General features: G+C 54.3%; 12 protein-coding genes. 6 read left to right on the forward strand and 6 right to left on the reverse strand.

Annotation, left to right across the window (positions count from 1 at the left end):
* Positions 1-52: 52 nt before the first annotated feature.
* Complete coding sequence (locus ACF8OF_RS08820) at positions 53-736, reverse strand: DNA utilization protein GntX (RefSeq protein WP_392496374.1); 684 nt, start codon at positions 734-736, stop codon at positions 53-55.
* Positions 737-772: 36 nt separating this feature from the next.
* On the opposite strand from ACF8OF_RS08820, the gene bioH reads away from it, so the two are divergent.
* Positions 773-1,546, forward strand: a complete 774-nt coding sequence (gene bioH / locus ACF8OF_RS08825; protein ID WP_392496375.1) for a pimeloyl-ACP methyl ester esterase BioH — start codon at positions 773-775, stop codon at positions 1,544-1,546.
* 66 nt (positions 1,547-1,612) lie between these two features.
* On the opposite strand, the gene ACF8OF_RS08830 is transcribed toward bioH, so the two are convergent.
* From ACF8OF_RS08830 to ACF8OF_RS08850, 5 genes are all read right to left on the reverse strand, one after another.
* Positions 1,613-1,741 (reverse strand): hypothetical protein, encoded by a 129-nt coding sequence (locus ACF8OF_RS08830; RefSeq protein ID WP_262875648.1) that lies wholly within the window; start codon positions 1,739-1,741, stop codon positions 1,613-1,615.
* A 74-nt stretch (positions 1,742-1,815) separates the two neighbouring features.
* On the reverse strand, positions 1,816-2,049 hold the full coding sequence (locus ACF8OF_RS08835) for a FeoC-like transcriptional regulator (protein WP_262859613.1): 234 nt from the start codon (positions 2,047-2,049) through the stop codon (positions 1,816-1,818).
* A 15-nt stretch (positions 2,050-2,064) separates the two neighbouring features.
* On the reverse strand, positions 2,065-4,383 hold the full coding sequence (gene feoB, locus ACF8OF_RS08840) for a Fe(2+) transporter permease subunit FeoB (RefSeq protein ID WP_392496376.1): 2,319 nt from the start codon (positions 4,381-4,383) through the stop codon (positions 2,065-2,067).
* 84 nt (positions 4,384-4,467) lie between these two features.
* Positions 4,468-4,695, reverse strand: coding sequence for a ferrous iron transporter A (gene feoA, locus ACF8OF_RS08845; protein WP_392496377.1), 228 nt, complete (start codon positions 4,693-4,695; stop codon positions 4,468-4,470).
* 325 nt (positions 4,696-5,020) lie between these two features.
* Positions 5,021-7,351 (reverse strand): Tex family protein, encoded by a 2,331-nt coding sequence (locus ACF8OF_RS08850; RefSeq protein WP_392496378.1) that lies wholly within the window; start codon positions 7,349-7,351, stop codon positions 5,021-5,023.
* Between the two features lie 185 nt (positions 7,352-7,536).
* Here ACF8OF_RS08850 and greB point away from each other — a divergent pair, with 185 nt between their 5' ends.
* From greB to pstC, 5 genes are all read left to right on the forward strand, one after another.
* Positions 7,537-8,022, forward strand: coding sequence for a transcription elongation factor GreB (gene greB / locus ACF8OF_RS08855; protein ID WP_262859610.1), 486 nt, complete (start codon positions 7,537-7,539; stop codon positions 8,020-8,022).
* A gap of 50 nt (positions 8,023-8,072) precedes the next feature.
* The gene (ompR, locus tag ACF8OF_RS08860) at positions 8,073-8,792 is read left to right on the forward strand and encodes a two-component system response regulator OmpR (RefSeq protein WP_025151548.1); all 720 of its coding nucleotides are present in this window, start codon (positions 8,073-8,075) and stop codon (positions 8,790-8,792) included.
* Positions 8,789-10,123: a two-component system sensor histidine kinase EnvZ gene (envZ, locus tag ACF8OF_RS08865; RefSeq protein WP_262859609.1), complete on the forward strand. Its 1,335-nt coding sequence runs from the start codon at positions 8,789-8,791 to the stop codon at positions 10,121-10,123. Before ompR ends, envZ begins: the two co-directional genes overlap by 4 nt.
* Positions 10,124-10,418: 295 nt before the next feature.
* On the forward strand, positions 10,419-11,459 hold the full coding sequence (pstS, locus tag ACF8OF_RS08870) for a phosphate ABC transporter substrate-binding protein PstS (RefSeq protein WP_349467564.1): 1,041 nt from the start codon (positions 10,419-10,421) through the stop codon (positions 11,457-11,459).
* Positions 11,460-11,539: 80 nt separating this feature from the next.
* Entirely contained in the window at positions 11,540-12,496 is a 957-nt protein-coding gene (gene pstC, locus ACF8OF_RS08875; protein WP_025151545.1) for a phosphate ABC transporter permease PstC, read from the forward strand.

Genomic DNA, 12,496 nt, shown 5'->3' on the forward strand with positions numbered 1-12,496 from the left:
CAAAAATAGTTGACTGTTCCGGTTGGTTATAATACGCCCATTTGCGGGTTCACTACAAGGTGCGGCAAAGGCACCACACCCGGACTGCCACCGCACCCGCACGAATGAGCAATTCAGACAGCGCTGTCATGGTCGCCCCTGTTGTGATGACATCATCGGTCAGCGCAATATGCAGTCCGCGGACATCACGGGTGACGGCAAATGCAGAGGACAGGTTTGTCAGGCGCTGCGTGCGGGACAGCATCCGCTGGCTCAGTGTAGCACGGGTGCGGATAAGGCCGGAACTGTCATAAGGACAGCGCAGCCATTTTGCCAGCGGGCGGGTGATAAGTTCGCTCTGATTAAACCCGCGCTGCCATTGCCGGTAACGGTAAAGCGGCACACTGAGCAGCAAATCCGGCTTCGGATATTCCCCCGCGCGGTAAGCTGCGAGCACCCGGAGCAGCAGCAGTCGTGCCAGCGCACGGGCAATGTGGGTCTGCCCGCTGTATTTGAGGCGGTGAACCAGAGCGGCCAGCGGCGGCTGATAACCGGTCACCGCCAGCAGGCTCTGCCACGGCGGCGGTGTTTGCAAACAACAGCCGCATTCCGGCTCCGGGGTTACCAGCGGCAGGCCGCATCTCCGGCAGACCGGCGGCATCTCCGGCAACCCCCGTTCGCAGAATCCGCAGATACCGTGTGCGGCAATGGCCAGCGGCTGATTGCACAGCAGGCAGTAATTCTCAATAATAACCATCCGTCTTCCCTCCGGATAAATAAGGAAACAATAACGATGGCTACGCTTTTTTGGCAGCAGAGCGGACAGGGTTCGCGCGATCTTGTGCTGTTACACGGCTGGGGACTGAACAGCGAAGTGTGGAACAGCATTGAATTGCGGCTCGCACCGCATTTCCGTATTCATAAGGTTGACTTACCGGGTTACGGGCGCAGTCAGGAATTTGGTGAAATGTCACTGACGGAGATGTCGGATACCGTTTTCGCGCAGATGCCGGAAAATGCGGTGCTGGCGGGCTGGTCACTGGGCGGACTGGTGGCTGCGGATATTGCACTGCGTTACCCGCAGGCGGTGAGTCATCTGGTGACAATCTGTTCGTCGCCCTGTTTTAGTGCGCAGGAAGAAGAGGGCTGGCCGGGGATCAAACCGACAGTGCTGAGTGGCTTTCAGCATCAGCTGGCGACTGATTTTCAGCGCACTGTCGAGCGTTTTCTGGCATTGCAGACACTGGGAACCGCCAGTGCCCGTCAGGATGCCCGCATACTGAAATCAGTGGTACTGGAACAGCCGATGCCGGATGTGGCGGTACTGAATGCCGGGCTGGAGATTCTGAGAACCGCCGATCTGCGCAGCGGGCTGCCATTCCTGACAATGCCGTTCCTGCGAATCTACGGTTATCTCGACGGCTTGGTGCCGCGTAAAGTGGCCTCACTGCTGGATGAGCAACTGCCGTCCTCTCCGTCCGTAATTATGCGAAACAGCGCCCATGCGCCGTTTATTTCACATCCGGATGCGTTTTGTGAGGTACTGACGGGGTTTGCAGGCCGATAATCAGAAAAAAGCCGGTCGGTTTAATCACCAACCGGCTTTTGCCGAATTCTGATTCAGATGAAGGACTCAGCTGCGGCCTTCTGCTTTACGCTGCGCCAGGCGTGCTTTAAGTGATGCGGCACTGAAGACTTTGCCCTCAGAAGAGCCTGATGTTTTAACGGCGACTCCCGGTGTTGTATTGGCGGTTTGATTCATGGAGTATCTTCCTTTGGCAGCCTGATTGTTTTTTGCACTATAGCGCGGGGCAGAATTATCGTCAAAAATAATCATTATGAACGGATCTGATACACCTTCGTGTCACAGCCCTGACTTTCCGGGCACTGTTTGCAGCTGCTGCTCAGGCAGCTGCTGACATCCACCGCTTCGATTTTGCCCATGGCAGCCAGCTTTTCCATCATGGCCTGTACCAGGGCTTCCGGGGCTTTCAGCTGGTGGCTGAGCAGCCGGGCGTCTGCCCGGCCATTCAGTGCAATGGCGTCACGTACTGCGATCAGGCTGATCATGTCCGTGTCCTTTTATCAGTGACACTCATTGCCGGAGCAACCACCGCAGCGGCTGTGTGCATCACGGCGGAAGCTGAGATTCACCCGGCTGCGTGTGCGGCGCAGCAATGCAAACAGGATCAGGTTGAACATCACCACCACGCCGATAATCACTGAACTGCTGCCCGGATGCGCACTGAATGTGGCGGCCTGGTAGAACAGGGCCGCCAGTGAGTAAGCCACGTTCAGACCCCACAGGATGGAGAAGGTCATCCAGCCGCGGCTGGTTTCACGGGCGATAGCCCCCATTACTGACACACACGGTACATACAGCAGCACAAAGATCAGATAGCTGTAAGCCGCAACATCAGAGCCGAATTTCGCGGCCATAGTGCCCATGGTACCGCCGTCCATCTCGCCGTCGCCCTTACTGGCTTCAATCGGGTTGGATAAGGCTGCGAACGTGAAGGTCTCTGCCAGGGAATCCAGGGTTTCATTGACCGCATCACCCAGTTCACCCCATAAATCAAAGGCTTCCGGATCAAACGGTTCGTTGGTGATACTTTCGGCGGTATAGAGCGTGTTCAGTGTCCCGACCACCACTTCTTTCGCCATGGCACCGGTGATCAGACCGACAGTCGCCTGCCAGTTATCATTGGTGACACCAATCGGGCTGAGCAGCGGCGTGACCACTTTACTGACTGAGGCCAGTGCAGAATCATTAATGCTGTCCGCCGGTTTGCCGGAGAAGCTGAAGCTGTTCAGTGCGCCGATTACCATACTGGCGACAATAATCACTTTACCCGCACGTACCACAAAGCCTTTCAGACGCTGCCAGGTCTGCATAAACAGGGTTTTCATATGCGGTACGTGATACACCGGCAGTTCCATCACAAACGGTGAGGCTTCACCGCGCATAATGGTGTGTTTGAGCAGCAGGCCGGTGAGGATAGCCACCACAATCCCGAGGATATACAGGGAGAAGACAATGCTTGCGCCGTTTTTGCCGAAGAAGGCGGCAGCGAAAACCGCGAAGATAGCCAGCCGCGCCCCGCAGGACATAAACGGTGCCATCAGGACGGTGATCAGTCGCTCGCGCGGCGCATCCAGGGTTCTGGCACCCATAATGGACGGCACGTTACAGCCGAAACCGACAATCAGCGGCACAAAGGATTTGCCCGGCAGTCCGAGTGCCTGCATCAGTCTGTCCATCACGAATGCAGCACGGGCCATATAACCGGAATCCTCCAGGAAGGAGAGGAACAGGTACATCATCCCGATTTGCGGCACCAGCGGCAGCACGGTGTTGATACCGCCGCCGACCCCCTGGGCGAGGAAAATGGTCAGCCAGTCCGGGAAGCCGAGCGTCATTCCCAGCCATTGTGTTCCGTTAATGAAAATGGCTTCCGAACCGCCTTCAAACAGCGGCTGTAATGCCCCGCCGATATTGATGGCGAGTACGAACATCAGGTACATCACAAACAGGAATACCGGCACGCCCAGCCAGCGGTTGAGGACAATGCTGTCCATCGCGGCGGTCAGCTTATTCGGCTCGGAATGGCTGTTATCAATCGTTGTTTCGCAGATATCCGCGATAGTCTGATAACGGGCATCCGCAATCACCAGTTCCGGCTCTTCCTGCTGCTGTGCCTGCATGGCGTCACGGACAGACTGCACATGCTCCGGGGTGAAACCGGCGCGCGCCTGGCTGTAGATATCCCCTTCCAGGCTTTGCAGTGCCAGCCAGCGGCGCTGTGTGGCGCTGAATTCTTCCGCAGGAATCGACTGCGCAAGCGTGTTCATGCTGTCGAGCAGAGCCGCCGGATAGTTCACCAGCACGTCATGCGGTGTCATTGTGTGTTTGTCGATCGCGGCTTTCAGCTCACAGATACCGGACGCGCGGGTGGAAACCAGCGGGATCACCGGGCAGCCGAGGCGCTCTGACAGGGCGTTGACATCAATATTGATGTTCGCTTTATCGGCGATATCCAGCATATTGAGGGCGATAATGCAGGGAACACCCAGTTCCAGCAGTTGCAGCGTCAGATAGAGGTTGCGTTCCAGATTGGATGCATCGACAACGTTAATCAGCATGTCCGCTTCACCGCTGAGGATAAAGTGGCAGGCAATCTGTTCGTCTAAGGAAGTCTGTTCGGAGATGGTGGTCAGTGAGTAGGTGCCGGGTAAATCCACCAGCTCAATTTTGTGTTCCGGTGTGGTGAAATAACCGATTTTCCGTTCCACGGTCACACCGGCCCAGTTGCCGACGCGTTGTTTGGATCCGGTTAACTGGTTAAACAGCGTGGTCTTCCCTGAATTGGGATTACCGATGAGTCCCAGGGTGAGTGCTTTCATAGTGTCTTATGCCAATCAATAAATACAACCCCCTCTGCCGGCGGCAGAGGGAAAAGAGTGAGTCAGCGCGGGAGGTGCGGCGGATTACGCCTGCACGTCATCAAGCATCAGCAGCGCCAGGTCTTTTTTTCTGAGCATCAGGTTGACGTGCCGGGTTTCGATTTGGATCGGATCGCCCAGCGGAGCGTTGCGGATCACCCGGAAAACAGAGCCGGGCAGCATGCCCAGAGACAATAATTTCTGACGGTATGCCGGGCTGATTTCCCCGGAAAAGCCCAGAATTTTATAACTGTGTTGTGGCTGAAGTGTCATAAAGGCTCCGGTTAACCATGCAAACAGGAATGATATTGCAAATGATTATCGCACGAACAGTTTGGCAGAAAAATATCCCTTACAAATTTAATTGATACTGTAAATGCAAATCATAACCAACAATATTTTACCTATTTAGCCCGAAAATTAACCAGCAAAGTTTGATGTGCGTCAAGATATCCGGCGTATAAAACAATTGAGAGCAGATATTTCACGTCTTGATTTACGTTAATAACAATTTTTACGACTGGTTAACGCAATATGCGACTGACAGGAGGGAAATGTACGGGCAGCCAGGGCTGCCGCGTACATGGTAGCAGGGGTATTACTTGCGCTTGCCGAATGCCGCGGCGAGGGCATCACCCATCGCGCTGTTGCCGGCAGAGGTGTCACTATTACCGTTACGGGCAGGGCGGCTGTTCTGACGTTTTTCCGCCCGTGGTTTATCGCTGCCGCCACCACCACGGCGGGCCGCCGTTTCCGGTTCTTCGTCCATTCGCATGGTCAGCGCGATACGCTTACGGGCGATATCCACATCCAGCACTTTGACGCTGACAATATCCCCGGCTTTGACCACAGTATGCGGATCTTCCACATAGCGGTTGGCCAGCGAGGAGATATGCACCAGTCCGTCCTGATGAACACCAATATCGACAAAAGCACCGAAATTGGTGACGTTGGTGACCGCACCTTCCAGCACCATGCCCGGACGCAGATCATTCATGGTTTCAATACCATCGGCAAAGGTGGCGGTTTTAAACTCCGGACGCGGGTCACGGCCGGGTTTTTGCAGCTCTTTGAGGATATCGGAAACCGTCGGCACACCGAATTGTTCAGTGACAAAATCCTGTGCTTTCAGATTGCGCAGCACATCACCGTTACCCATCAGATCACTGAGGGTTTTTTGTGTGGCCTGCAGGATTTTTTCCACCACCGGATAGGCTTCCGGGTGAACGGTGGAGGCATCCAGCGCATTTTTACCGCCTGCGATACGCAGGAACCCGGCGCACTGCTCAAAGGCTTTCGGGCCGAGACGCGCGACTTTCAGCAGTTGTTTGCGGTCAGCAAAACGCCCGTTCTCATCACGCCAGTCAACGATATTCTGCGCAATGACTTTGCTTAGTCCGGCAACACGGGTCAGCAGGGCAACAGACGCGGTGTTGAGGTCAACACCAACGGCGTTGACGCAGTCTTCCACCACCGCATCCAGTTTACGGGCAAGCTGTGTCTGGCTGACATCATGCTGATACTGGCCGACACCGATGGATTTCGGGTCGATTTTCACCAGTTCGGCCAGCGGATCCTGTAACCGGCGGGCGATAGAAACCGCACCGCGCAGCGAGACATCCAGATCCGGAAACTCTGCCGCCGCCAGTTCCGAGGCAGAATAAACCGAAGCACCGGCTTCGCTGACAATCACTTTCTGGGCTTTGATATCCGGGAACTGTTTCTGCACATCGGCAAAGAAACGTTCGGTTTCGCGGGACGCCGTTCCGTTACCGATCGCCACCAGTTCAACATGGTATTTCAGGCAGAGTGCCGCAACGGATGCCGCTGCTTTGGCGGTCTGACCGGTGTGCGGATAAATGGTATCCGTCGCCAGCACTTTACCGGTGGCATCCACCACCGCGACTTTCACCCCGGTCCGCAGACCCGGATCCAGTCCCATGGTGGCGCGCATCCCGGCTGGTGCCGCCATCAGCAAATCACTGAGGTTGCGGGCGAAGACATTGATAGCTTCATCTTCCGCTTTTTCACGCAGCGCAGCCATCAGCTCAGTTTCCAGGTGCAGCAGCACCTTGACCCGCCATGTCCAGCTCACCACCGCTTTGCGCCAGCTGTCCGCCGGGGCATTGTTAAAGCGGACGCCGAGATAATCGCGGATTAATTCTTCACAATAGCTCTCTTTCGGCGGCTCCTCACACTGCGGATCAGCATTGAGGGAGAGTTGCAGAATGCCTTCATTGCGACCGCGGAACATGGCCAGAGCACGGTGTGACGGGACATTGGCAATCGGTTCATGGTGATCGAAATAATCACTGAATTTTGCGCCTTCGGCTTCTTTGCCGCTGACCACAACGGAAACCAGGTGCGCATTACGCCACAGATAATCACGGACTTTCCCCAGCAGACCGGCATCTTCCGCAAAACGTTCCATCAGGATATAGCGGGCACCGTCGAGGGCGGCTTTGGTGTCGGCAACCCCTTTTTCGCTGTCAGTATAGGTGGCGGCGAGGGTTTCCGGATCCTGTGACGGGTCCTGCCACAGCGTGTCTGCCAGCGGTTCCAGACCGGCTTCCGCCGCAATCTGTCCGCGTGTGCGGCGCTTGGGTTTGTAAGGCAGGTAGAGGTCTTCCAGCTCCGTTTTGCTGAGCGTCCCGTTAATCGCCCCCGCCAGTTCCGGGGTCAGTTTGCCCTGATCCTCAATGGATTTGAGGATGGTCTGACGGCGGTCGTTCAGTTCGCGCAGGTAGCTGAGGCGGGTTTCCAGCTGACGCAGCTGAGTATCATCCAGGCCGCCGGTGACTTCTTTCCGGTAGCGGGCGATAAAAGGGACCGTATTTCCCTCATCCAGCAGGGTAATCGCGGCGGTGACCTGGCGGGTTTGCGCCTTCAGTTCACCGGCAATAATCTGGCTCAGAGATTCATTCATCATGATATTCTTTCCGGCTGCGATAAATTGATGTAAAAAAATTTCAGGGGACAGTTATACGTGTTCAAAACGGGAATTACCAGCCGGGATAAAGTAATATAAATGAATTATTCATAGCTGTTATCTTCCGGAAAATGCATTTAGTATTACAATTTATTTAAATAATTTATTTTTTGTTTAGGTAACATATGGCAAAAAGTAACCTGATTACCCGTGAAGGGTGGGATGCGCTGGATCAGGAGTTAAAATATCTCTGGAAAACAGAGCGTCCTCAGGTCACTCAGGCAGTGTCAGAAGCCGCTGCACAGGGAGATCGCTCGGAAAATGCCGAGTATATATACGGGAAGAAACGTCTGCGTGAAATAGACCGGCGTGTCCGGTTTCTTTCAAAACGTCTGGATGACGTAAAGATAGTTGAGCCGGATCCCCGCCAGGAAGGAAAAGTATTTTTCGGGGCGTGGGTGGAACTGGAAAATGACGATGAAGAAATTCAGACTTTTCGCATCGTCGGACCTGATGAGTTTTCCCCGGCAAAGAAATGGATTTCAGTCGATTCCCCTGTGGCCCGGGCATTAATCGGAAAACAGGCGGATGATGAAGTAATGGTAATAACACCTAACGGTGAAGTGAATTATGTCATTTTGTCTATCCGCTATCATCCGATTGCTGAGTAGGCACCATTAATCTGAAGAGTTGCATGAAAAAATGAACCCGGGAGTCAAACATGCAGGAAAGTTATAAGGTCCTTGTCGTTGATGATGACATGCGTCTGCGTGCGCTGCTTGAGCGCTATCTGAGTGAGCAGGGTTTCCAGGTCCGTACCGCCGCGAATGCGGAACAAATGGATCGCCTGCTGACGCGTGAATCAATTCATCTTATTGTCCTGGATCTGATGTTACCGGGCGAGGACGGGCTGTCTATCTGCCGCCGTCTGAGAAGTCAGAATAACCCGATTCCGATCATTATGGTGACGGCGAAAGGGGAAGAAGTGGATCGCATTGTCGGGCTGGAAATCGGTGCGGATGATTATATTCCGAAGCCGTTTAACCCGCGTGAACTGCTGGCACGTATCCGCGCGGTGCTGCGCCGTCAGGCGAATGAACTGCCGGGTGCGCCGTCTCAGGATGATGCGGTGATTCAGTTCGGTAAATTCAGACTGAACCTCGGCACCCGTGAGATGTTCCACGAAGATGAAAATATGCCGCTGACCAGCGGTGAGTTCGCGGTACTGAAAGTGCTGGTGTCTCACCCGCGTGAACCGCTGTCCCGCGATAAGCTGATGAGTCTGGCACGCGGTCGTGAGTACAGCGCAATGGAACGTTCAATCGACGTGCAGATTTCCCGTCTGCGCCGCATGATTGAGGAAGATCCGACACATCCGCGTTATATCCAGACCGTCTGGGGACTGGGTTACGTCTTCGTTCCGGACGGCAACAAGGCATGAAGCGGCTGCGGTTCTCGCCGAGGAGCACCTTTTCACGCTCGTTATTTCTGGTCATTTTCCTGTTGTTTGCAACCATAACAACAAGTTATCTGGCCGTTGTGAACTTTATTGTCATGCCCAGCCTGCAGCAGTTTAACCGGGTGCTGGCCTATGAAGTACGCACACTGATGAGTGAAGAGATGGTGCTGAAGGACGGAACCGCAGTGCGTGTTTCGCCGGCGCTGCGTAAGAAAATTTATGAAGAGCTGGGGATTACCTTTTTTACCGAAAAAACAGCCGATGAGGGCGGATTGCGCTGGGCGCGTCATTTTGAGTCCCTCAGTAAACAGATGAGTCATTATCTGGAAGGTTATGCGGATGTCCGGCTGGAAGTCGGCCGTGATTATCCCGTGCTGTGGCTGAACTCCTATATCGCCCCGGATGTCTGGGTGAGAGTGCCGCTGACCGAAATCGGTCAGGATCAGTTCTCCCCGATCTTCCGTTATATTTTTGCTTTTCTGCTGATTGTCTTTGCCGGGGTCTGGGTGTTTATCCGCTATCAGAACCGTCCGCTGACCGAGCTGGAATCCGCAGCCCGGCAAATCGGTACCGGCGGCCCGCTGGTCCCGGTACGGGAAGCCGGGGCGGCAGAAGTGCGTTCGGTTATCCGTTCGTTTAACCAGATGTCCAGAGATATCAAAACGCTGGAGCAGGATCGCACCGTGCTGATGGCTGGTGTCAGCCATGATCTGCGTACACCGCTGACCCGAATCCGTCTGGCAACAGAAATGATGAACCCGGACGATGACTATCTGGCGGAATCCATCAACAATGATATTGAAGAGTGTGACGGCATCATTGAGCAGTTTATGGCGTATCTGCGCACCGGCCGTGAGATGGAGATGGTGCATCTGGAACTGACATCTGTCCTCAATGAGGTGATTGAAGCGCACATCCACTCGGATGTCACACTTCAGAATGATGTTATTCAGGCACCGGTTTATCTCACCGGTAACCCGATTGCGATTAAACGTGCGCTGGGCAACATGCTGGTCAATGCCACCCGCTACGGTAACGGCTGGATCCGTGTCAGCAGCGGCGAAGACGGGCATTTCGCCTGGTTTCAGGTGGAAGATGACGGCAACGGTATTGATGAGGCGGATATTCCGGACCTGTTCCAGCCGTTTGTGCAGGGTGAAAAAGCGCGCAGTAATAAAGGCACCGGGCTGGGGCTGGCGATTCTGCGCCGGATTGTGGATGCGCATGACGGTAAAATCGAGGTCGGCCGCAGTCAGCGCGGCGGGTTCCGTATCCGCGTGATGCTGCCGCTGCCGGATGACAGAGACGATTAATAATTATGACAGCCGCATGTCATCGTCATATGGCTGTCATAATTCCCCGCAGGACGTCCTGCTCTCCGGGATTTTGCGTTTAATAACAATTAAATCAACGAATTAAATTTATTCCCCGGTGTTGTTTCTTTCCGCTATTTTTCCGGTTTTGTGTCCCCGCGCACCTGCAATGTCATAAAACTGTCATATAACCTACATATTATTGTCACCAGATTGTCCTATTTTCCCTCATGTTCCGACATTAACCAGATACAACGTTTATCGTCATTATCTATAAATCCCGTCAGGAGGGATCATGAAACCGATGCGTACCGCAGTAGCCACTGTTATGGCAGCGACACTTTCTCTCTCTGCATTTTCTGCATTTGCCGCGACCAGTCTGACCGGGGCGGGTGCAACATTCCCTGCGCCGGTATATGCGCAGTGGGCTGATACTTACCAGAAAGAAACCGGCAACAAAGTTAACTACCAGGGGATTGGTTCCTCCGGTGGTGTGAAGCAGATTGTCGCCAATACCGTTGATTTCGGGGCGTCAGATGCACCGCTGTCCGAAGATAAACTGGCTGCAGATAATTTATTCCAGTTCCCGACCGTGATCGGCGGTGTGGTACTGGCCGTCAACCTGCCGGGCCTGAAGTCCGGTGAACTGGTACTCGACGGTAAAACCCTGGGTGATATCTATCTGGGTAACATCAAAAAATGGAATGACCCTGCAATTACCAAACTGAACCCGTCAGTGAAACTGCCGGATCAGGATATCGCCGTTGTCCGCCGTGCGGATGGTTCCGGTACCTCGTTCGTCTTCACCAGCTACCTGTCAAAAGTCAGCCCTGACTGGAAAGAAAAAGTCGGTGCAGGCTCTACTGTTAACTGGCCGGTAGGTCTCGGCGGTAAAGGTAACGACGGTATCGCCGCATTTGTTCAGCGTCTGCCGGGCTCTATCGGTTACGTGGAATACGCCTACGCCAAACAGAACAAACTGGCTTACACCAAGCTGATTTCTGCGGACGGTGATGCGGTTTCCCCGACCGGCGAAAGCTTCAGTAACGCAGCGCGTAAAGCCGAGTGGTCAAAAAGTTTCGCTCAGGATCTGACTAACCAGCCGGGTCCGAATGCATGGCCGATTACCTCCACCACCTTCATCCTGGTTCACACCAATCAAAAAGATGCTGCCAAAGGGCAGGAAGTTCTGAAATTCTTTGACTGGGCATACAAGAACGGCGGTGAGCAGGCAGAAAAACTGGATTACGCGGTACTGCCGAAAGAAGTGATTGAACAGGTCCGTGCATCATGGAAAACCAGTGTCAAAGACAGCAGCGGTAAGCCGCTGTACTGATACGGCAGATGATGAAGTAACGATTTATCAGTAATTGCTCCCCTCGTGCCGGGGGGAGCTGTGTAAAGACGGAAGCGACTATGGCCGAACTGAAAACGGCAATGAAACCACCAAGCAAACGCGGCGACCAACTTTTCAGTGCCCTGGTAAAACTGGCGGCGCTGATTACGCTATTGTTGCTTGGCGGAATTATTATTTCACTGATTATTGCGTCATGGCCGAGCATTGAAAAATTCGGCTTAGGTTTCTTATGGAATAAAGAGTGGAACCCGCCGGCAGAAGAGTACGGGGCACTGGTACCGATTTACGGCACCATCGTAACCTCGGTTATCGCCCTGCTGATTGCGGTCCCGGTGAGTTTCGGGATTGCGCTGTTCCTGACCGAACTGGCACCGAACTGGCTGCGCCGTCCGCTGGGTATCGCGATCGAGCTGTTAGCCGCTATTCCGAGTATCGTCTACGGCATGTGGGGACTGTTTGTCTTTGCCCCGCTGTTTGCCACCTATTTCCAGCAGCCGGTCGGCGAGGTGATGTCCAGCATCCCGATTGTCGGCGAGCTGTTCTCCGGTCCGGCCTTCGGGATCGGTATCCTGGCAGCGGGCGTTATCCTTGCCATCATGATCATTCCGTATATTGCCTCGGTGATGCGTGATGTGTTCGAGCAGACGCCGGTGATGATGAAAGAATCCGCTTACGGCATCGGCTGTACCACCTGGGAGGTGATCTGGCGGATTGTGCTGCCGTACACCAAGAACGGGGTGATCGGCGGCGTGATGCTGGGTCTGGGCCGCGCCCTGGGGGAGACCATGGCGGTGACCTTTATCATCGGTAACACCTATCAGCTGGACAGCTTCTCGCTGTACATGCCGGGCAACAGTATTACCTCGGCGCTGGCAAACGAGTTCGCGGAAGCGGAATCCGGGCTGCATACCGCGGCATTGATGGAGCTGGGGCTGATTCTGTTTGTCATCACCTTTATCGTTCTTGCTATCTCCAAATTTATGGTGATGCGCCTGAATAAGAAAGAGGGACGCTGA

It is taken from the genome of Morganella sp. TYF_1 (assembly GCF_043105645.1).
GTDB classification, from domain to species: Bacteria; Pseudomonadota; Gammaproteobacteria; order Enterobacterales; family Enterobacteriaceae; genus Morganella; species Morganella morganii_B.